Source organism: Shewanella sp. SW24 (assembly GCF_025653395.1).
Taxonomy (GTDB): Bacteria; Pseudomonadota; Gammaproteobacteria; order Enterobacterales; family Shewanellaceae; genus Shewanella; species Shewanella oncorhynchi.
Window position 1 is genome coordinate 96,278 of sequence record NZ_JAKKSH010000001.1, and the last position, 22,778, is coordinate 119,055.

The 22,778-nt window shown below is 43.7% G+C and carries 26 protein-coding genes; 10 read left to right on the forward strand and 16 right to left on the reverse strand.

The genetic code is table 11. The annotated features are described in order from the left end of the window. Window positions 1-119: 119 nt before the first annotated feature. Window positions 120-1,421 carry a peptidoglycan DD-metalloendopeptidase family protein gene (locus L5M17_RS00410; protein ID WP_263144466.1) on the forward strand — a complete coding sequence of 434 codons (1,302 nt, stop codon included), beginning with the start codon at window positions 120-122 and terminating at the stop codon, window positions 1,419-1,421. Window positions 1,422-1,793: 372 nt separating this feature from the next. Here L5M17_RS00410 and L5M17_RS00415 read toward each other — a convergent pair whose 3' ends face one another. The 4 genes from L5M17_RS00415 to L5M17_RS00430 form a co-directional block, all read right to left on the reverse strand. After that, window positions 1,794-2,249, reverse strand: a complete 456-nt coding sequence (locus L5M17_RS00415; protein ID WP_173248655.1) for a hypothetical protein — start codon at window positions 2,247-2,249, stop codon at window positions 1,794-1,796. Window positions 2,250-2,339: 90 nt separating this feature from the next. Then, window positions 2,340-2,864, reverse strand: coding sequence for a M48 family metallopeptidase (locus tag L5M17_RS00420; protein WP_263144470.1), 525 nt, complete (start codon window positions 2,862-2,864; stop codon window positions 2,340-2,342). A 48-nt stretch (window positions 2,865-2,912) separates the two neighbouring features. Next, window positions 2,913-3,350, reverse strand: a complete 438-nt coding sequence (locus L5M17_RS00425; RefSeq protein ID WP_028760422.1) for a DUF3010 family protein — start codon at window positions 3,348-3,350, stop codon at window positions 2,913-2,915. Between the two features lie 203 nt (window positions 3,351-3,553). Further along, a complete protein-coding gene (locus tag L5M17_RS00430) occupies window positions 3,554-4,909 on the reverse strand; it encodes a DEAD/DEAH box helicase (protein WP_263144473.1) in 1,356 nt (451 codons plus the stop codon). 250 nt (window positions 4,910-5,159) lie between these two features. On the opposite strand from L5M17_RS00430, the gene rssA reads away from it, so the two are divergent. Continuing rightward, complete coding sequence (rssA, locus tag L5M17_RS00435; protein ID WP_105252908.1) at window positions 5,160-6,107, forward strand: patatin-like phospholipase RssA; 948 nt, start codon at window positions 5,160-5,162, stop codon at window positions 6,105-6,107. Between the two features lie 135 nt (window positions 6,108-6,242). Here rssA and L5M17_RS00440 read toward each other — a convergent pair whose 3' ends face one another. Next, window positions 6,243-7,253, reverse strand: coding sequence for an NADP-dependent oxidoreductase (locus tag L5M17_RS00440; RefSeq protein ID WP_263144477.1), 1,011 nt, complete (start codon window positions 7,251-7,253; stop codon window positions 6,243-6,245). A 146-nt stretch (window positions 7,254-7,399) separates the two neighbouring features. On the opposite strand from L5M17_RS00440, the gene L5M17_RS00445 reads away from it, so the two are divergent. The 7 genes from L5M17_RS00445 to L5M17_RS00475 all read left to right on the forward strand — a co-directional run bounded on the left by L5M17_RS00445 (window position 7,400) and on the right by L5M17_RS00475 (window position 14,015). Beyond that, window positions 7,400-7,888 (forward strand): MarR family winged helix-turn-helix transcriptional regulator, encoded by a 489-nt coding sequence (locus L5M17_RS00445; protein ID WP_263144480.1) that lies wholly within the window; start codon window positions 7,400-7,402, stop codon window positions 7,886-7,888. Window positions 7,889-8,007: 119 nt separating this feature from the next. Then, window positions 8,008-8,697 carry a hypothetical protein gene (locus tag L5M17_RS00450; protein WP_173245565.1) on the forward strand — a complete coding sequence of 230 codons (690 nt, stop codon included), beginning with the start codon at window positions 8,008-8,010 and terminating at the stop codon, window positions 8,695-8,697. A gap of 261 nt (window positions 8,698-8,958) precedes the next feature. Then, window positions 8,959-11,076: an anaerobic ribonucleoside-triphosphate reductase gene (gene nrdD, locus L5M17_RS00455; protein ID WP_212599904.1), complete on the forward strand. Its 2,118-nt coding sequence runs from the start codon at window positions 8,959-8,961 to the stop codon at window positions 11,074-11,076. A gap of 113 nt (window positions 11,077-11,189) precedes the next feature. Next, window positions 11,190-11,651, forward strand: coding sequence for an anaerobic ribonucleoside-triphosphate reductase-activating protein (nrdG, locus tag L5M17_RS00460; protein ID WP_263144485.1), 462 nt, complete (start codon window positions 11,190-11,192; stop codon window positions 11,649-11,651). Between the two features lie 114 nt (window positions 11,652-11,765). Then, a complete protein-coding gene (locus L5M17_RS00465; protein ID WP_028760414.1) occupies window positions 11,766-12,122 on the forward strand; it encodes a YibL family ribosome-associated protein in 357 nt (118 codons plus the stop codon). 273 nt (window positions 12,123-12,395) lie between these two features. Then, window positions 12,396-13,010 carry a GTP cyclohydrolase II gene (gene ribA, locus L5M17_RS00470; RefSeq protein ID WP_006087423.1) on the forward strand — a complete coding sequence of 205 codons (615 nt, stop codon included), beginning with the start codon at window positions 12,396-12,398 and terminating at the stop codon, window positions 13,008-13,010. Between the two features lie 57 nt (window positions 13,011-13,067). Then, complete coding sequence (locus L5M17_RS00475) at window positions 13,068-14,015, forward strand: hypothetical protein (protein WP_263144488.1); 948 nt, start codon at window positions 13,068-13,070, stop codon at window positions 14,013-14,015. A 52-nt stretch (window positions 14,016-14,067) separates the two neighbouring features. Here L5M17_RS00475 and L5M17_RS00480 read toward each other — a convergent pair whose 3' ends face one another. The 5 genes from L5M17_RS00480 to L5M17_RS00500 all read right to left on the reverse strand — a co-directional run bounded on the left by L5M17_RS00480 (window position 14,068) and on the right by L5M17_RS00500 (window position 19,323). Next, complete coding sequence (locus L5M17_RS00480) at window positions 14,068-14,523, reverse strand: FlxA-like family protein (RefSeq protein WP_028760412.1); 456 nt, start codon at window positions 14,521-14,523, stop codon at window positions 14,068-14,070. A 169-nt stretch (window positions 14,524-14,692) separates the two neighbouring features. Then, complete coding sequence (locus tag L5M17_RS00485; RefSeq protein WP_263144491.1) at window positions 14,693-15,076, reverse strand: VF530 family protein; 384 nt, start codon at window positions 15,074-15,076, stop codon at window positions 14,693-14,695. Window positions 15,077-15,258: 182 nt separating this feature from the next. After that, on the reverse strand, window positions 15,259-16,719 hold the full coding sequence (locus L5M17_RS00490) for a carbon starvation protein A (protein WP_263144493.1): 1,461 nt from the start codon (window positions 16,717-16,719) through the stop codon (window positions 15,259-15,261). A 199-nt stretch (window positions 16,720-16,918) separates the two neighbouring features. Beyond that, complete coding sequence (gene btsR / locus L5M17_RS00495) at window positions 16,919-17,629, reverse strand: two-component system response regulator BtsR (protein WP_028760409.1); 711 nt, start codon at window positions 17,627-17,629, stop codon at window positions 16,919-16,921. Continuing rightward, window positions 17,626-19,323, reverse strand: a complete 1,698-nt coding sequence (locus L5M17_RS00500) for a sensor histidine kinase (RefSeq protein ID WP_028760408.1) — start codon at window positions 19,321-19,323, stop codon at window positions 17,626-17,628. Before L5M17_RS00500 ends, btsR begins: the two co-directional genes overlap by 4 nt. Before the next feature lie 128 nt (window positions 19,324-19,451). Here L5M17_RS00500 and L5M17_RS00505 point away from each other — a divergent pair, with 128 nt between their 5' ends. Further along, a complete protein-coding gene (locus tag L5M17_RS00505; protein WP_028760407.1) occupies window positions 19,452-19,694 on the forward strand; it encodes a YecH family metal-binding protein in 243 nt (80 codons plus the stop codon). Here L5M17_RS00505 and L5M17_RS00510 read toward each other — a convergent pair. From L5M17_RS00510 to L5M17_RS00535, 6 genes are all read right to left on the reverse strand, one after another. Next, window positions 19,621-19,818: a hypothetical protein gene (locus L5M17_RS00510; protein WP_113938982.1), complete on the reverse strand. Its 198-nt coding sequence runs from the start codon at window positions 19,816-19,818 to the stop codon at window positions 19,621-19,623. The genes L5M17_RS00505 and L5M17_RS00510 overlap by 74 nt on opposite strands. A 237-nt stretch (window positions 19,819-20,055) precedes the next feature. Then, on the reverse strand, window positions 20,056-20,400 hold the full coding sequence (locus L5M17_RS00515) for a replication protein RepA (protein ID WP_105252895.1): 345 nt from the start codon (window positions 20,398-20,400) through the stop codon (window positions 20,056-20,058). After that, window positions 20,387-21,055 (reverse strand): AAA family ATPase, encoded by a 669-nt coding sequence (locus L5M17_RS00520; protein ID WP_028760405.1) that lies wholly within the window; start codon window positions 21,053-21,055, stop codon window positions 20,387-20,389. Before L5M17_RS00520 ends, L5M17_RS00515 begins: the two co-directional genes overlap by 14 nt. A 76-nt stretch (window positions 21,056-21,131) precedes the next feature. Then, window positions 21,132-21,434, reverse strand: coding sequence for a PilZ domain-containing protein (locus L5M17_RS00525; RefSeq protein ID WP_105252894.1), 303 nt, complete (start codon window positions 21,432-21,434; stop codon window positions 21,132-21,134). Between the two features lie 158 nt (window positions 21,435-21,592). Then, window positions 21,593-21,997, reverse strand: a complete 405-nt coding sequence (locus L5M17_RS00530) for a phosphate-starvation-inducible protein PsiE (protein WP_028760403.1) — start codon at window positions 21,995-21,997, stop codon at window positions 21,593-21,595. Between the two features lie 258 nt (window positions 21,998-22,255). Further along, a complete protein-coding gene (locus tag L5M17_RS00535; RefSeq protein ID WP_028760402.1) occupies window positions 22,256-22,765 on the reverse strand; it encodes a DUF2062 domain-containing protein in 510 nt (169 codons plus the stop codon). Window positions 22,766-22,778: the final 13 nt, after the last annotated feature.

The following is a 22,778-nucleotide window of genomic DNA, read 5'->3' on the forward strand; positions in this document are numbered from 1 at the left end:
AAAAGAGTGAAATAGCGTTTGTCATAATCGGTTTTTTGATATAAGTTGGAAAAAATTCGGGCTTCCCTCAAAGGGACTGGTCAAAAATAGAACGCAAAGTTAACGAAAGGTGAAAAGCGTTGCAAACAGGCAAACCCAACTTTATCAACTTATCGCAAACCCGTTTGCAGAACTTATCATCGACCCAAAAGAACATTCTATTAATGGGTAGTTTGTTGATGGGTGCTGCGATGTTGATGCCGAATAATAACCATGTTACGCCAACTGCTCAGCGTATCCCTATTGTTCTCGATATTGAAAATATTCTCCCTCAAGTTTCTGAACCTGAAGTCCTAGATCAAGCTGCACTCATTAATAATGCTCCCCAGTTTGAGCGAATTATCGTTTCCGGTGATACCTTAAGTGGTTTATTTTCCAAGGCGGGTGTTGATCAGCAAACTATGTATAAGGTTTTAGAAGCTGATTTAAACATTTTGGCACTTGATACCCTGTTACCTGGTAACAGAATGCAATTTTGGCTTGATAGTGAAGGCCAGTTACAAAAATTAGAACTTTATTTTAACGCTGCCCGCCAAGTGGTTTTTACACGTTATGAAGACGGTAGTTTTAATGTTGAAGAAGTGAACGTTGAAGGTGTTTGGCAAAATCGAATTTTGACTGGTGATATTAAAGGTTCTTTCTACGTTTCAGCCCAAAAAATGGGCTTAGCCGCTGCAGATATTCAGCGAATTGAAGATTTACTCAAAGAAAAATTGAATTTTGCCCGTGATTTACGAGTCGGCGACAAATTCTCAGTTTTGGTAAATGATCAATATGTTGAAGGTGAACCGACGGGAAGTAGCCAAATTTTAGGTGTCAGTATTAAAAGTGGCCGTTCTGAAATTAGTGCATATCAATATTCTGATGGTAGTTATTATGATGCTAAAGGTCAGAGTTTAGTTCGGGCATTCCAACGTTATCCGTTAGCTAAACAACCGCGTATGAGTTCACGTTTTAACAGCCATCGCAAACATCCAATTACAGGGCGTATTTCTCCTCATAATGGAACAGATTTTTCCGTGCCAATCGGGACTAAAGTTATTGCACCTGGTGATGGAATTGTCAGTTTAGTGACGGACCATCAGTTTGCTGGTAAGTATATTGTGATTGAACATGGTGGTAAGTACCGCACCCGTTACCTACATTTGTCTAAGGCGTTAGTGCGTAAAGGTCAACGTGTAACTCGCGGTCAAGTGATTGCTTTATCTGGTAACACAGGTCGTTCGACTGGTCCACATTTGCATTATGAATTCCATATCAATGGTAAACCTGTTGATCCGTTGAAAGCCGATATTCCTATGTCGAGCAAGTTAGCGAATCAAGATTTACGCACATTCACTAATATGGTGAAGAGTCGTGAAGCTATAATGAACTTAGGTTAGCCAATCCTAAGCTAATAGAATTTATAGTATCAAAGTTTGAATAAACAATAGCACTGACTTTCTAGAAGAGTTTATCAATGCCGATGAAATGAAAATTTCATCGGCATTTTTGTTTCCAAAATGCTTATTGTGGTAGACATTTTCCTGCTATCACGAGTATTGTTCGAGTTGCATAAATGCTTAAAATTTGTTCGATTCGAAGTCGTGGCGATAAAACATAAGGGGATAAAATAGATAGGATCTTCAGTTAGAAGTGGTATAGCGAGTCATTCAAAAGGTTGTGAAGAGGAAAATTGTGCGGCTGAAGAGCTTATAACGTTTTTTATTAAGGACTGAACAGAGAACCCAATATGCAGTGCTAAATAGTGCCTATCAGCTTGCGTGGCGCCTTTGCATCACTTTTAATGCGCACTTGCACAATTTACCTTTTAATGCGGGACAGCCACCACAGGGTGATTTTTTAAAGGGACGTAATGCAAAGCTGTGTTCTGTGGGTAAAGGAGAAAGTCGAGTAATAATAGTCGATGAAAATGTCGCATCATTTGCGGCAATAAACTTAGCTTTTGCGAGTTTTAATTGTTTTTTGAGTGTTGATTTATTGCTAAGGGCAAATTCTTGCTGAGCAATATGCTTAGAGAGTAATTGGGTGAGGTGCTTTCGTTGAGCCTTTTTATTCGTCAAAGATTTATCAGTCAGGGTGTTCAGACGAGATAAGGATGGAATCGCTTTTCCTGAACTTGAAACAGATTTCGCCTGTGTTTTGAGTAACTTTTTAGCTTGCTTTTTACACCACTTGCTTAAGAGTTTGTCGATATTCTGTTTCGTCATTGTCATTACAGTATTCTGCAGCACTAGATACTACAACATTCTAAATGAAAACTATTATCAGTCAAGTTTTGGGCGAAAAATATACGAAGGTCAGGTGTCGACTTTATTTGCAGAATAAGGGGATATGTTAGCGTCGATGCAAGTCAATAATAAGCGCAAATCAAATTCAAACTGGTGATAATCCGGCTCCATGTGGGTACACAAATTATAGAAAGCTTTGTTGTGATCTTTTTCTTTTAAATGGGCTAATTCATGTACAACGACCATACGCAACAAAGGTTCTGGCACACGCTTTAAACGCGAAGAAATGCGAATTTCGTTCTTCGCTTTGATTTTATTGCCTTGAACTCGTGCTACGTAAGAATGCAAGCCAAGTGCATGATGGCTAATATTAATTTTGTCATCAAATATCACTTTTGAGAGCGGGGAGGACTGGCGTAAAAATTGATTTTTAATCGTCTGAGTATAGTCGTACAGTGCTTTATCGCTACGAACGCTATGTATGACAGGATGACGTTTCAGCAATAGCTTGGGTAATGTGCCAGCATCGAGATGTTGCTGTACCTGCTGCTGAATATCAAGGCTGTAACCGTTTAAGTACTTTAATGGATTCATAGAGGATTTAGCTCCGAATGACTTCGGAGCCTGAGTTCATCACATTACTTAGACTTTGCCAAAAATTCGGCGATTTTGATGGGCATAAGCGGCTTCGAAAGCTAGCTGCTGTACTTTTTTAAGATCTAAACTATCGAAATCAACTTGGGGTGGATTGCGCTTGTTTTGCTCTTTGATAGTGACAGGAGACAATAGACTGACAGGTAATTCCCCTAATTGAATGGCTGCTTCAAGTTTAAAGCTTGTCGCTGAACCCGCGAGTTTACCTTTTTGCTCACGTTCTATGATGACAACTTCATCAACGCGATAATCTTGCATAAGCTTATGAAAAGCGAAGTGAAACTCACGAATAGCTTCTGTGGTAGCAGATTGGGAAACGGTGAAAGACACCTTACGGCATTCTGGCACATTGAAGGTTTCACCTTCATAGCTCAATAAACTGATAATGGCTTCGCCACCTTTTAATTCAACACCACAAACTCTCATGTTACACCTTCAAAATATCGATAATAGCGCTATTGTAGCTGGAAATGACATGAGGATCAGTGTTTACCATGCGCTTTTGATTCGCTTGGCGACAGACTGATAATTTTAGTATGTCAATTTCCAGTATTAGATCATGCCTATGTGATTTGTATCAGAGATAATATCTGATGTTAAATCCACCGGCCTTTATGCATAAATTAGTTTTAAACTTCTTCAGTATCATTATCTTGCAGTAATTGTGCCGCAGCAGGTTTTCTACGCATAGGAGCATCGCCGACATCCACGCCCGTGATGAAACGCTTATCCCGCGACGGTGCTGGTGTGGTTGCTTTGGTTCTTTTGCTCTTACCTTTAGCAAGCTCCGCTTTAGCAACACGTTTTACTGGCGTTTGTTTAGCTTTGCTTTTTAGACCACTAAATTTAGCTTCTAGGCCTGGAATTGTGCTGATCTCAAAGGTTTTTCTGAGGAAGACTTGGACTTTCTTAAAGTTGTCCCAATCTTTTGGCCCGACGAGCGATATCGCATCACCTTTTGCGCCTGCACGACCAGTACGGCCGATACGATGCACGTATTCTTCGGCAAATTTAGGCATGTCGAAGTTAACGACCAAAGACACATTGAGCAAATCCAGACCACGAGAGGCGACATCGGTCGTCACTAGGACTTGTTGTTGGCCACGGGCAAATTGGTCCATGATTTGGTTGCGTGCGGCTTGCTTTAAATCACCGCTGAGTGCTGCGGTTGCAAAACCTTGCACTGTTAATTTAGCTGCTAAGCGCTCTGTATCTGGACGCGTCGCGGTAAAGATGATCACTTGTTTATGGGTTTCATCTTTGAGCAAACGGGCTAATAACGCTTCTTTATGGTCTAAGTGGTCACATAAAAAGATACGTTGATGAATATCGTTATGCTCAGAGTGAGCCGCGCCAATCGCCACATGTGCTGGATTTTTTAGTAATGTTGCTGCGATATCATTGATTTCGTCGTGATCTAACGTGGCAGAAAACATCAGCGTTTGACGGCGTTTATGATCGGCTGCATCGTTGATGGCTTTTAACTGCGGGGCAAAGCCTAAATCTAACATGCGGTCGGCTTCATCGAGGACTAATAACTCTAAGCCATTGAGAAAAAGATGCTTTTGCTCTAAATGATCGGCGATACGGCCTGGAGTCGCGACAATAAAATGAGGTTCTTTCGCTAAGGCTTTAGCTTGGTCATTAAAGTTTTCACCGCCCAGTACACTGATTGCCTTGTATTGGGTGTTGGCGACAAGTAGGCGAAGCTGACTATAAACCTGATGTGCTAGTTCGCGAGTCGGTAATAAAATCAAGACTCTAGGATCACGTTTCGACAGTGAGCGGGTAGAAATGACTCTTTGCAATGCGGGTAACAAAAACGCTAAGGTTTTACCTGAGCCCGTTTTTGATGACGCCATTAAATCTTTACCTGCCAATGCGATAGGCAGTGCTTGTTCCTGGATGGCGGTGGGTTCTGTGATCCCCATATGTTTTATGCTTTGAAGCAGACGCTGGTCCAGAGAAAAATCGGTAAATTGCAAAGGTATATCCCCTAAATCTTAGTAAGGGCAGATTATAGCCTTAATCATCCTTGCTCAGCTATCCACATCGGTGATTATCTCTGCTTCATGCACGGATTGATGTAGAAAGTGCGCCATTTATGCTCTGTTGATTGTATTTATTTACATTGGTATTACAACCTCTTAATTGTGTCGTTTTTACCGATTGACAGTGGATATGGCAGGATTTTACGTTATCGTGTACTGCATTGAGTTACAGGAGAAATGATTTATGGCTAACGGAACAACCCCTTCGGTAGGTATTGCCTTGGGTAGTGGGGCGGCGAAAGGTTGGGCACATATAGGTGTATTGAATGGTTTAGCTGCCATGGGTATTAAGCCCGATAAAGTGGCTGGATGTTCGGTAGGGGCTTTAGTGGGGGCCGCTTACGCCCATGATCATTTACCCGAGTTAGAAAAATGGGTGCGCGGTTTTTCTAGTTGGGACGTGCTTGGCTTGATGGATATTCGATGGCGTAAGGGCGGGCTTATCGGCGGAGACAAGGTGTTCGATGTGCTGCATGCACGTATAGGAGATGTGAATATTGAGAATCTCAATCGTCCCTTTGCAGCCGTCGCGACTGACTTATACTCTGGTCAGGAAATTTGGTTTACTGAAGGGGATTTACGGCAAGCGGTACGGGCCTCTTGCTCCATGCCGGGGATTTTAGCCCCGGTCAGACAAGGAGAACGCTGGTTAGTCGATGGTGCTGTAGTGAATCCTGTTCCTGTTTCGGTCAGCCGCGCCATGGGCGTTGATGTGGTGATTGCAGTGGATTTATATGGCTATCATTCTGGGCGTATCCAAGTGTTACCCGTGAATATGACCAGCCAAAGGACTGTCCAAGCTGAAATGGATATGCCAGCGCGACAGGAAACGGGCTTTATGGATTTATTCGCCCGTGGCCGAGATTATGTCAGCAACCTAACCGATAAGTTTTCACTCGGCACTAAATCGAATCCGGGGATGATTGCTGTGATGTCGCAATCTATGGGTATTTTAGAGCAAAGGCATAAACGGGCGCGGTTGATGGGCGATCCACCAGATATTTGTATTGTGCCTGAGGTGGGCAATATCGGTACTATGGAGTTTCACCGTGCTGATGAGGCGATTGCCGCCGGCGAAGCGGCGGTGGAGAAAGTCGCCCACTTGATTGAAGCTGCGCTCTGGAAAGGCTGATGATGCAAAATGTAGAGTCAAAAGCTTTCATATAGATAGCGTTTGATTGCAAGATAAACAAAAGTCGGTATCACTTTCGCGATACCGACTATTTGCTATCTCATATTGAGATGTTTATACCGCTTTGTTGGTGACTTAGGCTAGTTTTACCAACATTTTACCGCGATTCTTACCTTCAAATAGACCGATAAAAGCATCAGGTGCTTGTTCAAGCCCTTGATAAATTGTTTGTTCTGCTTTGACTTTGCCTTCCGCTAACCATTGAGCCATTTTTGCGGTGAACTCAGGATAATGCGCCCAATGTTCGGATACGATAAAACCTTCTAACTTGAGTTTTCGCATTACAATTAGGGCTAAGTTGTCAGGGCCAGGTGTTGGAGTTGTGTTATTATATTGCGAAATCATACCGCAAACAGCGATACGTCCATGATCTTTCATATTGCTCAGCGCTGCGGCTAAATGCTCGCCACCGACGTTCTCAAAATACACGTCAATTCCTTCTGGGGCGGCTTTTGTCAACGCTTGGGTGAGATTGCCACAAGTTTTGTAATTGATGACCGCATCAACACCATAACTTTTTAATAATTCAGCTTTTTCATCTGAACCGACAGAGGCTATTACACGAGCACCTATTAGTTTACCAATTTGGCAGGCTACGCTACCTACTGCGCCAGAGGCTGCGGAAACGAACAGTGTCTCACCCGCTTTTAAATCTGTAATGCGAGTCAGTCCTGTCCAAGCTGTCATGCCTGGCATTCCGAGTACGCCGAGGAAATGTGAATTATCAAGCGTAGTTAGTGGTAAAGCTGTCAGTCCTGCGGTATCTGTGACTGCGTGTTCACGCCAACCTAGCATGCTGCTGACTTTAGTACCAACCGGGAACTCGGTGTTTTTTGACGCGATAACTTCACCAATCGCACCGCCTTCTAAGACTTGATTTAAGGCGAAGGGCGGAACATAACTCTTGCGATCAACCATGCGCCCGCGCATGTAAGGGTCAACCGACATCCATAGATTTTTAATCAGCACTTGTCCATCAGCGAGTGGTGCTAACGCTTTATTTACTAAAGTAAAGTTCTGTGCTGTAGGCATGCCTTCTGGGCGACTAGCTAGATGGATCTCACGGGTTTCAGTCATACTCTTCATAAAAACTCACCTTTTGTTTGTGCGCAAACTAATGATGTTAACTCTACGTGGCTTTAAGATTGAATGCAAATAGTTTGCGCGCAAACTAGATGGGGTGGGACAGATCGGATAAGATAGCGTTATGTTTAAATGACAGGCGCTTAAACGTGCAGAATTGCTTACCTCAACATGAGCTAGACGCTACAAAACAGACTCATAGCCAAGCTTCTAGCGATCCACTCTGTTTATCCGATAATGTTTGTTTCGCGTTATATTCTGCGAGCAATGCATTAGTGCGTGCTTATCGGCCTCTACTCGAGGCATACGAGTTAACTTTCCCTCAATATTTAGTGATGCAAACCCTGTGGCGTCAAAACGGCTGTAGCCAAACCCAGCTATCAATGGCGACTAAACTCGATATGGGAACCTTAACGCCCATCGTCAAGCGGTTAGAGTTGAAGGGGTTGATTACGCGATTAGACTGCGTTGAAGATGAGCGGAAAAAGCTGATCACTCTGACAAGTCAAGGAGAGGGTATCAGGCACGAAGCTCTTGCCTTGAAGCAAACCTTGCTTGATAAAGTGCAGATGGACGCTGAGGCACTCGATTTACTAAGGCGGCAATGTCTTGCCTTGATCGAAGATATACAGTCCTAGATACAAGTTGGTTTATGCATAGTGATGCTATTAACTCAGGGGTTGCACTGATTAATACTTGATTGGCTTAGTTTTTGCTTTAAAACCGTTATTGAGTCTTAGACGCCGAATTTTTGACGATGAATTCTATTTTAAATGCCTTTAATCTTAATCGCAGCAGTGCCAGTATCGCCGATGCCTATGGTGCCAATAGCCAAAAGACGAGCACGGCTAAAACCGATACTACGACAGAAACAAATAAAACGCAGACGGATGCTACCAAACCCGATAAAGGTAAAACCGATGAGATAGCGCTGTCGCCACGGGCGCAACGCGCACAGAAAATTCAATCGATGGCGAAGGATTTTTTTGCTGATGGTCAATTTGGCGTCGCCGATATTCCCGCATTGGTGTCGCGCTTACAAAAAGATGGCATTTTATCGGATGTGCAACTCGAGCGTTTATCGAAAAACGGTATTACAGTGCCGAGCACAACAACGCCGACTAAACAATCGTTGCAAGATTTTTTAGATGATGAAATCAAGTCATTAGCTAAAAAATCACCTAATAATCCTCTTATCAATACCTTAGTTGATGCTAAAAACGTCTTAACCAATATGGATGATGCTCAGTCGCCGGTGCTAGCCCAGAAGGCCACGAAAGTCCTTAGCCAATTGACGGATTATTTGAATTCTGAACCTCCGCTTACGGATGCTCAAAAGCAGCAGTGGCAGGGGCTAAAATCTATGATGCAACTTGCTTCATCTATGGGGGCACATCAATCTGCATCGGGCCAACTCAGTAGTTATCTTGCGCTTGCTAAACGTTAATTCACATCCATAGTGCGTGATAAACACAAATTGTCACGCATTCAACTAGCTGGGTTTAATCAGCAGGTCAAGGCGCAATTTTCAGATAATTGGGCCTAGCTGCAGTTCTTGTTTGTTCTTTTATTTCATCCTAAAAACTATGATCTGGATCATGGACTCCTTACCGTCATTGTAGCCTAATACTCTACATATTGTGTTTTATGCTTTTAAAATCACTAGATGTAGTGTTAATTTTTAGGCGAGATGGAGAGGAACTGAACAATGCCAGTCGTAATTAAGCGTGATGGTTGCCGCACACCTTTTGATGAAACAAGGATAAGGGATGCAGTGAATGCCGCTGCAAACTCAGTTGGAATAGAGGATGGCGACTATGCAGCGACAGTGGCAGCATGTATCAGTCAAAGCGTCGCGCCATTAGCTGAAGTTGATATCCACCATCTACAAGATGCGGTTGAGAATTTACTGATGGAAGGGCCGTACAAGTCCCTTGCGCGCGTGTATATCGAATACCGCCACGACAGAGATGTGTGCCGTGAAGCGACCAGTAAACTCAACCTCGAAATCCGTGGTTTAGTTGAGCAAAGCAATGCGGCTTTGCTCAATGAAAATGCTAATAAAGATTCAAAAGTCATTCCTACTCAGCGGGATTTACTCGCGGGCATAGTTGCTAAACATTATGCCAAGAGTCATATTTTGCCAAAGGATGTGGTCGCTGCCCATGAGGCGGGCGAGATCCATTACCACGACCTAGATTACTCGCCGTTTTTCCCGATGTTTAACTGCATGTTGATTGATTTAGCTGGCATGTTGACCCACGGCTTTAAAATGGGTAATGCCGAAATTGAAACCCCTAAGTCTATTTCAACAGCGACAGCAGTGACCGCGCAGATCATTGCCCAAGTGGCGAGTCATATCTATGGCGGCACAACTATCAACCGTATCGATGAAGTGTTAGCGCCATTTGTCGCTAAGAGCTACGACAAGCATTACCAAATTGCCCTGAATTGGAAGATCACCGATGCCAAAGCCTTTGCTACGGCACAAACTGAAAAAGAATGTCACGATGCATTCCAGTCTTTGGAATATGAGGTCAATACCTTACACACTGCCAATGGTCAAACACCGTTCGTGACCTTTGGGTTTGGTTTAGGTACGTCGTGGGAATCACGCTTAATTCAGCAATCTATGCTCAAAGTGCGGATGGCGGGATTGGGTAAAAATCGCAAGACGGCAGTATTCCCTAAGCTAGTGTTTGCGATTCGCGATGGTATTAATCATAAAGCGGGCGATTGCAATTACGATGTAAAACAGATGGCGCTCAAATGCGCAACAATGCGCATGTATCCCGACATTCTCAACTACGAGCAAGTCGAGAAAGTGACTGGTTCATTTAAAACCCCAATGGGCTGCCGTAGCTTTTTAGGCACCTATGAAGAAAATGGCGAGCTTGTGCATGAAGGGCGCAATAATTTGGGAGTGGTCAGTTTAAACCTGCCGCGGATTGCTTTAGAAGCCAATGGCGATGAAGCTGAATTTTATCGCATTTTAGATGACAGATTAGTATTAGCCCGTAAAGCACTGGATACTCGTATTGAGCGACTGAACGGTGTTAAAGCTCGCGTGGCACCTATCCTCTATATGGAAGGCGCCTGTGGTGTACGCTTGCGCGCTGATGATGATGTGGCGCAAATCTTTAAAAATGGCCGCGCATCAATTTCACTCGGTTACATTGGCTTGCATGAAACCATGAATGCACTCTATGGCACCCAAACCCATGTATTTGATGATGCACAATTAAGGGAAAAAGCCGTTGCTATTGTAGCTTATCTTAAAGCGGCTACCGATGCGTGGAAGGCCGAAACAGGTTATGGCTTTAGTCTGTATAGCACGCCAAGTGAGAGTCTCTGCAGCCGTTTTTGTAAACTGGATGCGAAGCAATTTGGGCTAGTCACAGGGGTGACGGACAAGGGCTATTACACGAATAGTTTCCACCTCGATGTGGAAAAAAGCGTAAATCCTTACGATAAAATTGATTTTGAACAGCCATATCCCGCTATCGCCAACGGCGGCTTTATTTGTTACGGTGAATATCCCAATATGCAGCATAACCTCGAAGCGCTGGAAAACGTCTGGGATTATAGCTACAGCCGCGTGCCTTACTATGGCACTAACACGCCAATTGATGAATGCTACGACTGTGGCTTTACCGGCGAATTTAGTTGTACCAGTAAAGGGTTCACTTGCCCTAAGTGTGGCAATCATGAACCTAGTCGAGTCTCTGTGACGCGCCGTGTGTGCGGTTACTTAGGCAGCCCAGATGCGCGGCCCTTTAATTATGGCAAGCAAGAAGAAGTAAAACGCAGGATCAAACACTTGTAACACTATTACCTTATTCTGCCTGTTAGACTTATTCCGTGGCATCACGTGGCATCAATGGTGCCATGGGGTAAGTACCAATGTTAAAAGATGAAATGCACTGTGAGTGACCATCAATGAATTACCATCAGTATTTCCCTATCGATGTGGTCAATGGTCCTGGTACGCGTGCGACCTTGTTTGTTTCTGGTTGTGAGCACCAGTGCCGGGGTTGTTACAACCAAAGCACGTGGGATCCCCGTTCTGGGCATGTGTTTGATAGGACGATAGAAGATAGGATTATTGCCGATCTTAATGATAAGCGGATTGTGCGCCGTGGTTTATCGCTTTCGGGCGGCGATCCTTTATTGCCTGTCAATCTCAGTGCCATTTTGACGCTCGTCAAACGAGTCAAGACTGAGTGTTCGGGTAAAGATATTTGGCTGTGGACAGGTTATGTGCTCGATGAGTTGAGTGATGAACAGCGCGCCGTGTTGGCCTATATTGATGTGCTGGTGGACGGAAAATTTGAACAAAGTCTTGCCGATCCGAGTCTTGTCTTTCGCGGTAGCAGCAATCAGATCATTCGTTTGTTATAAAAGCGGTAACGAGGATCTGTAACTTGCTGCTATAATCTCAGGCCTTGACACAGACGCTAGCATAATCAGGCTAAGATTTTACTGTGGCTAACTTAGGTAATTTAAGGTAACAGAATGAATTTAAAGCAAGAACTGCAGCAGCTTAACGATAAATTAGATAAATTTCGTCGTAAACTTGCTGCGGCTGAACAAAGAGGCGATGACGTCATTATTGCCCAGTTCAAACGCGAAATCGCTGCGGTCACTAAGCAAATCGGCAGTGTGAAAGGGCAACAAACCCGCTTATTGAATAAGCAAGGGTCAGATATCAAAGGTTTGCCTTTCCATCGTGCTTTGACAAAAGCGGAACAAGCAGACATGGGCAAACTGAAAAAGTCTGTCAAAGGGCTTGTGGTAATCCACCCTATGACTGCTATTGGCCGTGAAATGGGGCTAACGGAAGTTACTGGATACGCTCCCGCAAAATTTTAATGTGGGATTGGATGTCACTGGCACGGGATCGAGTGTCGATCGCGTGTTTGTGCTCCTTGTATTTAATGCACTGCTTCGTTTTAATCCATTCCTTCGTGCTGCCCATCGAAAAGACATTCATGTTTGGTTTAGTTGATTAAAACACTAAAGTATTTCTGGATTGTTCGAAAACACTTTAGAATAGTGCGCTTAGTTGGCTAAGTGCCTAATCCTCGTTTTGTTTCTAGGGATCTTATTCGTCTCATGGAATGAGAGTTGTCGTTAAGGTTAAGTATGTCGATAAAATATGTCGCGACGTCAAAGTTACCCACTCCTTGGGGCGTGTTTGCCATGCATGGTTTTGAAGATACCGAATCAGGTAAAGAGCATGTTGCGCTCACATTCGGTACGCTCAGTGCGGATGAACCTGTGTTGGGCCGTATTCATTCCGAGTGTTTAACCGGCGATGCTTTATTTAGCTTGCGTTGTGACTGTGGTTTTCAGTTACAAGCTGCCATGCAAAATATTGCGGAAACGGGCAGTGGCTTTATCCTCTATTTACGCCAAGAAGGCCGTGGCATTGGTTTGCTTAATAAAATTCGCGCCTATGAGCTGCAAGATAAAGGCGCCAACACGGTTGAAGCCAACGAGCAACTCGGTTTCGAAGCGGATATGCGTAAATACGACATGATCAAGCCTATGCTGGAACAGATAGGGGTGAAGCATGTGCGTTTGATGACCAATAACCCTCGCAAAGTAAAAGCGATGAAGGAGTTTGGCATCGAAGTGGTTGAGCGCGTACCGCTGCAAGTTGGTAAGAATCGTTACAATGAGGCGTACTTAAAGACCAAATCCACTGAGCTTGGACACATGATGTCTGAATATCATTTTATGGATGAAAATAAGTAACTTTGTATTTATGATGGGTCGACCGATTGAGTCAGAAATGAGTAAGGTTTAAGTCAATTGAGCCATTTTTTCAGTCGGTTGCTATTAAGCTTGTCGCTAATGTGCTTGGCATTACTGAGCGTTATTCCTACCACCTTTGCCGATAGTATTTCCGCTACAAATACATTCATATCAGCATCTCAAGCGGATGATCCCGGCTTTTCTATCAATCATGCACCGAATAGTAATGCTAATGGTAGTAATCCGATAGAAACTAGCACTAATCCAAATTCTGTTTACGCCTTTGGTAGTTATCTTGGCACTGGCGTTTACCGCGCTGCAAACCAAAATGCCACCGTCGTTAGCATTCCGTTAAGTTTTGATTTGAAGAAAGATAGTGGTAGCCAAACTTGGTTACGTTTACCTATCTCCTTTGGCTTTTTTGATTATCTAGCCAAAGATATCACTGAAGGCGAGTTACCGTCGTCGATAGGCACTATGACAGTTACCCCAGGTTTTGAGCATCATTGGCAGGCGAGCGAAAATACTCGAATGGAAGGGTATTTAGATATCGGTTTTGGTACTAATTTCGATAAAAACGATAACGTTGCTATTATCGCCTCAGGGATCAGTAGCTTGTATGACTTTACCTTAGCAGGGCAGGATGCTGTGTGGGTATCGAGATTACGCTTTGCTGGGTACAGCGAGCACTATGGTAAGTTTTCTGATCAATTTGCAGTACTACAAACAGGTGTTGATTTAGGGTTAGCACCACGCTGGCAATGGTGGGATCTGCAGGTGCAACCAAGGATCTTTGCCGTAGGCTATTGGTATTTCAATGAACTTAGATTTATTAGCGAGATAGAGCAAGATACTATTGTTTCTGGCAGCTATGAGGCAGGCTTCTCCCTTGCCTTTTCTAAGCCGTTAGGCGGTGAATTATTGAGTGTTGATCGCATCGGATTCAGTTATCGTCGTGGCGATGGGCTCAATGTTTGGCGTTTAATGTTTAGCTTTCCTATCTAGGTTATCATCCATTACGGGCTGTATTACAAAGACTATTGGTCAGTTATTTTGTCTAAGCTGACTTTTGCGCGTCGCGCATCTTCTTATCAGTCAAGGTCGCTATTTGACTACTTAGCTGCATTATTTGTTCTTGGATTAACTTACGCTGTTGCTCCGCAACCTCAGAGTCATCTCCTTTAAGTTTGGCCAGCATTTTTTGTAGTGCTTTGATCTGCTCTTTTATTTTCTGGATCTGTTGGTCGATTAACGTCATGGGCTCTTCTGACGCATCATTTTCTGTTCCATCTTTTTTGGCTGCAGCATTGTCTCTTAAAGGGGCACCTACATCTGCGGACAATGCGGCGCGGCCGGCTGAAGAAATGGAGACTGTGTCTTGAGTATCCTGCGCATCTGCTGTCGATTCATTAGTCGCCGTTTTTGTTGTGGCAGGAGTTGCTGCGATATATGCGCTCGATACCGGAGTGAAAGTTGAGCCGATTGTGGCACTGTTTATTCCATTAATGCTCATTCCATACTCCATTAGATGCAAACTGTGTTGATACTCAAATCGCTATCGGCCATTAATTGGAAAACTGAAGCTAATTTTTGGCTTATTTGGCAAAAAGCGTGATATTGCTGATGACAATACAGCCCTCAAGTGAGGACTGTTCACGTTTTATGGCTGCAGAGGGCGAAGATTAACTGTTACCCCAAATATGGCTATTTACTTTGTCATCTGTGCTAGGTTTATCGCTTTTAGCTGACTTGTCAGGGGGAGTTTGATTGGTTTTCTTCGTCGCAATTTTTGCCGCAGGCTTCTTAGTCGCTTGACTAGAGTCTGCTTTGGGTGGCGGCAAGGGTAATTTATTGGCTCTTAAATAAAGATATTCGACTTTATCCCGCGCCCACTCTGTTTTTCTCAAAAAACGTAAACTGGATTTGATGCTGGGATCGTGGGTAAAACAGCGGATATTAATTCTTTCACCTAATTCTTCCCAGCCGTATTTCTCGACTAAATAAGTGATGATCGTTTCCAGTTTAATGCCGTGGAGCGGGTTATTCGATTGATTCATATTATGCATGTTGCAGTGTGCTATGGCGGGAGTATAGCAGTTTTGTATGCCTGATACAGTGTGGAATGGTATCGAGTCAAGCTTGAATTCCTTGCTAGCTCAAACCTGTGATAGCTGTTATTGGTGGAGCAGTATGATCAAAACAGGCGCAATAAAGCGCCAGTTTTAGTTTGGTCATTTGGACTGTTTGACTAGTCTTTGACTGTCTCTTTAAGCTCAGTTTCAACCGGTAAATCAATTTCGCCTTTACCTTTGGTTTTCACAATCAAGAGTGCTGTAATCACTAAGGTTGTGACTATGCCCGCTATGGTTGATACCGTCATAGGTAAACCTGCGCCTAAGGTTGACGAGTTCAGTAGGAAGGTGATAACCACAGTGGTCATAAACATCGCTGGAATTGTCGCAATCCAATGCAGTTTGTTATGTCGTAGCAGGTAAGCCGAAGCCGTCCACAGCATTAATACTGCAGTGGCTTGGTTTGCTACACCGAAGTAGCGCCAAATCACACCAAAGTCCACTTGGGTCAATATGCCGCCGATAACAAACAGTGGGAGAGCTAACACTAAGCGCTTTGGTAGTGAGATTTGTGGCATATTGAAAAATTCAGCCAGAATCAAACGCGCAGAGCGGAAAGCCGTATCGCCTGAGGTAATCGGCAGAATAATCACCCCTAGGATAGCCATAAAGCCACCAATAGCGCCTAACAGACCAGTAGAGGCCTCATAGACGACGTTGGCAGGGTTACCTGACATACCCGCACTCAACCCTTCTATTCCGCCAAAGTAAGACAACGCGATGGCACACCAAAGCAATGCGATTATGCCTTCGCCAATCATGGCACCAAAGAAGACGAAGCGACCATTAGTCTCATTTTCAACGCAGCGGGCCATTAACGGTGATTGAGTAGCATGGAAACCCGATACCGCGCCACAGGCAATAGTGATGAATAGGGCAGGCCAAAGTGGCATGTCGTTCGGATTTAAGTTTTGGAAGAAATCGCCCGCTTGTACGTTAGGCAGTAAGGTATGCTCGCTTGATAGCATAATTGCGAAAGCTAAACCAAACGACATGAAGAACAATAAAGCGCCAAAGAAGGGGTACAGACGACCTATAATTTTATCGACAGGTACCACAGTTGCAATCAGGTAATAGACGAAGATTATACCAACGAAGATACTGACATCCCAACCAGTAAGCTTGCCAAGTAAGCCTGCAGGCGCAGAGATAAAGACCACACCGACTAGCAGTAACAGCACAATAGCAAACACGTTCATGAAGTGTTTGGCGCTCTTACCTAAATACTTACCCGCAAGGTTTGGCACGGATTGACCGCCATTGCGCACTGACAACATACCGGAGAAGTAGTCATGTACTGCACCTGCAAAGATACAGCCAACCACAATCCACAACATGGCTGCAGGACCATAGAGTGCACCTAAGATAGGACCAAAGATTGGGCCTACGCCTGCAATGTTTAATAATTGAATTAGATAGACTTTGCCTTTAGACATAGGCACAAAGTCGACGCCATCAGTTTGACTGAAAGCGGGTGTTTGACGATTAGCGTTAATGCCGAAGACTTTCTCGACAAAGGCGCCGTAGATAAAGTAGCCGCCGATCAGTAGACCGACACAGAGTAGGAACCACATCATTTTTGTTATCTCCCCATTTGAGTTCTGGCGAGTGTAAACAAGTTGTTGATATAAAACTTTGTAATCTCAATGAGTGGTCGAAAATGCAGTGTGAGCGGCAATAGGCGAGCTTAAGTGGTTACCATTTTATGTTAACGGTGAGTGTTGTTGGCTATCTTATGGCTAAAAATACATCGCTAAGATGACTTTTGGATTGTGTTTATTGAAAGCCAAATAGCTGTTTAAGGCTTTTAAGATAGCGGCGTGATACGGGGACTTTATCGCCTAAATGAGTGGTGACTTCAGCCCCAGTATCTAACAGCTCAATTTCAGCAATCGCCTTAGGTGAAATTAAATACTGCCGATGGCAGCGCACCAGTGGGGTTTTTTCTTCGAACACTTTCAAGGTCAACTGGGTATGGACTTTGCCTTTCGTGCTGGCCACATGGATGCCGCTTAAGTCACTGAACACATATTCCACATCTTGGATTGCAATGACTTTGAGTTTATTGCCGCTGTAGCAGGGAATATGTTCAAGACTCTTTGGGGTAATGGAGTCCATAGCCTGAGGCGTTAGATTTTTACGCACACGAGTGAGGGTTTTACTGAGTCTGTCGGCATCTATGGGTTTGAGTAAATAATCGAAGGCATGATTGTCGAAGGCTTTGACGGCAAACTCGTCGTAGGCGGTGACAAACACGATTTTCGGCATGTCATCGGGGTCGAGCATTGCAATAAGTTCCATGCCCGAAATGCGTGGCATTTGGATATCAAGAAAGATTAACTGAGGTTTTTCTTTGGTTATGCTCTGTAATGCCTCAATAGCATTGGCGCATTGACCGACGATTTGGATGTCGTGTTCTTGCCCCAAAAGGTCAGCTAATTCTTCACGAGCAAACAGCTCATCATCGACAATTAAACAAGTGATCACGTGCGGTTATCCATATTTGATGTTTCAGGGCTTTCTATGGGCAATCTTATGGTGACACGAGTCAATTGATCGGGCTCGCACTCCACTGTCACGCCGTATTGTTCGCCAAAAATATTTTGAATTCGCTTATGCACTAAGTTCATCCCTAGGCCTTCTGATCCCTCAATGGGCTGATACAACCCGGCATTGTCTGTGACTTCTAGCTCCAGCACATCATTTTCGAGCTTGCCAGTCACTTTAATCTGCCCTTGCTCAATCATGTGCGAAGTGCCGTGCTTTACGGCATTCTCAATAATTGGCTGCAGGGTAAAGGCGGGAACTTTACAGTGGTAGAGTGATTCAGGTATCGCGATACTGACTTGTAATTTATCAATAAAACGCGCTTTTTCAATGGTGAGATAGGACGCGATGTGATCTAGCTCATCCCCAAGCGTCACTAAGCCTGTCGTTCGCTTTAAATTGATCCGTAAAAATTGTGATAACTGCTGCAGTAGCTGCTTAGACATATCAGGATCACGTTTGATAATCGCGCTAATGGTATTCAGTGCATTAAATAAAAAGTGCGGATTGACCTGAGCCTGTAGCAATTTAAGTTCGGCTTGAGTCAGTAGATTTTGCTGTTGCTCAAAACGCCCATAAAGAATTTGGTTTGATAACAGACGGGCAATACCTTCACCTAAAGTACGGTTGATATTCAAAAAAAGTTTATTCTTAGGCTCATAGAGTTTAATCGTGCCAATGACCTCGGTATCACTGCGCAGCGGGATCACTAGACTTGACCCTAGACGGCAATGAGAAGAAATAGAGCATGCATAGGGCGTTTCAACGCCATCGGCGAACATGACCTTATTTTGATTGATGGCTTCTAAGGTGATTTTAGATGAAATCGGTGTACCAGGGAGATGGTGATCGGCGCCTATGCCAATAAAGGCTAACAGTTTTTCCCTGTCCGTGATGGCCACAGCACCCACATTGGTTTCTTCGATGACGATTTGGGCGACGTGACTACTACTTTCTTCGTTAAATCCTTTGGATAGTAATCCGACACTGCGTTCGGCAATTTTTAATGCCTTAGTCGAAAAGCTCGATGAGAGTTTATCAAACATGGTTTTTTGGTCACGGATCATGCTCATAAAGAGTGCCGCTCCCACGGAGTTCACTAACAACATGGGCGGCGCGATTTGACGTACCAATTCCCATGCATCATCGAAGGGGCGTGCGACCAAAAGTATGATGCTCATTTGCATCATTTCAGCATAAAAAGTCACTAGGCAAACGAGTAATGGATTGTAGATGAGCTCACTTTTATCTGCGCGTCTTAAGTAGAAGCTTATCATCCCTGCGGATAAGCCTTCTAAGGTGGTGGAGATGGCGCAGGCTATATCAGTAAAGCCGCCCATACTGTAGCGGTGTAGCCCACCAGTCAGCCCCACCAGAAAACCAGTAACCGGTCCTCCTAATAATCCGCCTAAAACGGCGCCCATAGCACGAGTGTTGGCAATCGCTCCTGAGGTTTGCTCACCAAAATAAGTGGCCATGATGCAGAAACTCGAAAAAATCAGATACATAAAAATCTTATGTGGCAGACGAGGAGACGTTTCGGCAAACAGTTTGAACAGTGGTGTTTTACTGACTAAGTAAACGATCACTAAGTACAGCGACATCTGTTGGGTCAGTAATAGGATCAAAGACATAATGGCTCACATTATCGTCACAGATGTCGGCGCAGTCGTCCCCATTTGAAAGTTTGTGCGCGAGATCAGGGTTCGAATTTAACCGTTAGGATATAAAGAACAATAATATTGCATCTTTAGGAGGACATATGTCCAATTCTGTTCACGGTCATGATGTTATGGCGCTGATGGTAGCTCAAGGGGCCGCTATTATAAAGCCTGAATTAATTTCCATGATGGAGCAAAAGTTTGGCTCGGCGGCTCGATACCATACTTGTAGTGCAACTGATTTGAGTGCCGAAGCATTAATTGAGTTACTCATAGGTAAAGGTAAGTTTTACGAAACGTCCCAAGGTATTCAACTTGTAGCTGGGCGAAAGTGTGAGCATTAATACCCATCGTATTAAATATCTGTTCATTCAGCGGGAATTTAACTAGCTTTAGACAAGGCGAAGGCTTGAAGGCATAGCGGTGCTCTGTCAAAAGCCTTAAACGCAGTATAAAGCGCGATGCCATTAACATCAGCCGCCCTTCGGGAGCCACAGGCATTCCACTCCGGTGTTGCATGACTTAAAAGTGAATGACCATTTCTGCGTCAATGCGTCTTGGATTGATATGCCAGTGAGGCTCTGAACTGACTAACTATTTAATATTATTGGTATAATACACAGTGCCATAGCGTACTCATTTTATTTTGTTGTATTTTATTGATTGGTTTTTAGCCGCTTAGACGTGTAATCGTTTTGTTGAATCTCAGGTTTCATCGTGGCGCTTATTTGCAATTTGCTCCTGCTGTGCGGGGGTGAGTTGGGTAAATTCATTGATCAAAATACGCAGTAATCGAGATTTTGCAATATTGGTGGATTTCGATAGGGCATCAAGCTGAGAAATACTGTTTTCAGTGAGGGTAAAGGTCGCGTGGCGATAAATCTTAGTCGATTTTTTATCTAAGCCCTTAACTATGGTGTGTGTGGTGGGCGCAGCTAATAAACTCGCCTTACCTAAGGCGTAGTTATTGGCATCTTCAATGAAATCATCGACAGAAACCGGCTTGATGATTTGCTTAGGTTTCTTACGTTTAAGATCAGTTAAGCTCATAGCTATTTTCTGGTGGCATTGCGAATAACTCATCCGCTATGGCGCGGATCTCATCAGCTGCTTTCCCATCGGGTTCTATTTCGACGACTGAAGAGCCTCTTTCTTCACTGTCATCATAAATATTTCGACAAAATGTAACTGAATTTAGCACCCTTAGTCCAAAGGATTGCACCACATCTTTGGCTTCTAAAATGCGTTTAAACTGTGTGGGAAGCGCTGGGCATTGGGTTAGCACTATAGTCGCGATCATTTTAGGATTCACCATTTTACAAGTGCTTAGCATGTCTTCCATGTGGGGTAATGTTTTGAGATCGCGTCTTTTGGGTCTGAGGGGGATCACAACATAAGTCGCTACCGACATAGCTGCGCGCATGGCTAAGTTATCTTGGCCACCACAATCTACAATTACGTAGTCAAAACGCTCATTGAGGCTGAGTAAATCATTACGAATCTTGCCGTAAAGTTGGATGCAATTAATACTTGGGAGGCTTGGATCATTATTTCTTGCTTGGATCCAATCTGAAGTCGTGCGTTGGGGATCACAATCGACCATGAGGACGTTTGCCTGAAATTTTTGCTTAATATAAACGGCAAGATTTTGAGCGAGACAACTTTTTCCGCTACCACCTTTTTCACCACCTACCAGCAAGATCATACTGACGCCCCTTAATGAATTGTTCAATTCATTGAGTGTAGAACAGAGCCATTAAAGCTGCGAAATTTAAGTTAAATTAAAGCAGTTGCATAGCAATGTGGTAGCTTTGGTCATGGCATCTCGCGCAACGGCAGACTTGTCCTTTAACGGTATTTTGTTGGGTTGAATTGGGATTAAAGGTCACTTCGATGAGTTCCCCGAGTGCAAACGGATTTTTATAATCGAATAAAATGCCGCGTCTTGCTAAGTCGATACACACACCTTCATCTGTTTGCTTCATGCCTTGAGTGTCGATCCAATTCAAGACCACGCGCTCTGCTTCCATGTCGACTCGCAGCGATGTGCGTTTTTCTTCAAAACCAGTAGTATGGTCACCCATAACTCAATTGCCCCGTAAATTATTGATCTCAGTAAAACTAGCATAATTGCTTTTTGGCAGAATACCAATGTGAAAGCTAGGTCTTTGATAATAGTTTTAAAACGAGAACAGCAGGTGCCATTGATTTAGGTTTCAATAGCACCAACTCAGGTATTTGATTAATTGTCGTATTCTTGATTTTTTGGATAAGGCATTTTTAATTGGCCCCAACGAATCACAATCACGGTTGCCGCTAAAATTAGCGTCGATAATGATATTGCTGCGATACGCCAGTCTTCCATGCTCTTCATATCTAAGATTAGGTAACGGGCCAAGGCGACAATCGCAATATAAAGCGGCATACGTACTGGTAACTTACCGGATTCATAGTAGTTAGCCACCATGGCTAACACTTCTAAGAAAATAAATAACAAGAGTAAATCGGCCAGTGCGACCATACGTACAGAGATGATATGCACAATTTCTTGGCCTATTGCGACAACGGTGGCAATGGCAATAATAAATAGGACTAAGTGTTCAACGGCTTTAAGGCTTTTAGAACCATATTGATGATAAAAAGGCATGGATATTCCCTACTTGATGTTTTTATAAATAGTAACAGCAAAAATCTGTTTTTAGGGAAAAGCTAGGCGCCGCTGTGTGATTTAATTCACAGATATGTACGATCTTAAATTCGGCGCAAAGTGGAGTTAACGTGGTTGTATTGTAGAAGGTGATTCACATGATGAACAAAAGGGAAGCGAGAGCGAATGTGTTAATCCGCTTATGCTGTTACCTCGACTCAATCGTTGTACCAACATAAGCAGTTTGAATATAAAAGATTATTTATTCTTGCGTTTCTGCCACTTAAACATAATTGAATATTTCCACAGATTATTAATCAGCAAATAACCGACAGCGGAAAAAACCACTCCTAGCACGAGACACCCGAGTAAGAATGCCGGACCTATGGTCGCAAGCGATGCTTCAATCCATTGCCAACTTGCTTCGAAGGCAAAATCTTGCGGGGCATGGCCGAGTATTTTAGCACCGAGCAAATACGCCCCATAAAACATCACTGGCATAGTTAAGGGATTGGTTATCCATACTAATGCAACTGAAACGGGAATATTAACGTTAAATAGAATGGCAAAAGCCGCTGCAACAACCATCTGAAATGGCATGGGGATCCAAGCGACAAATAACCCTACGGCAAATGCGCCTGGGGCGGATTTTCGATTAAGTGCCCATAGATTGGGATTATGTAACAAGCGTCCGAACATGCGTAAGTGTTTATGCTCACGCAAGGTTTCAGGCTTAGGCATAAATCTTTTAATTAATTTTTTTGGCATATGCTGAAATTGC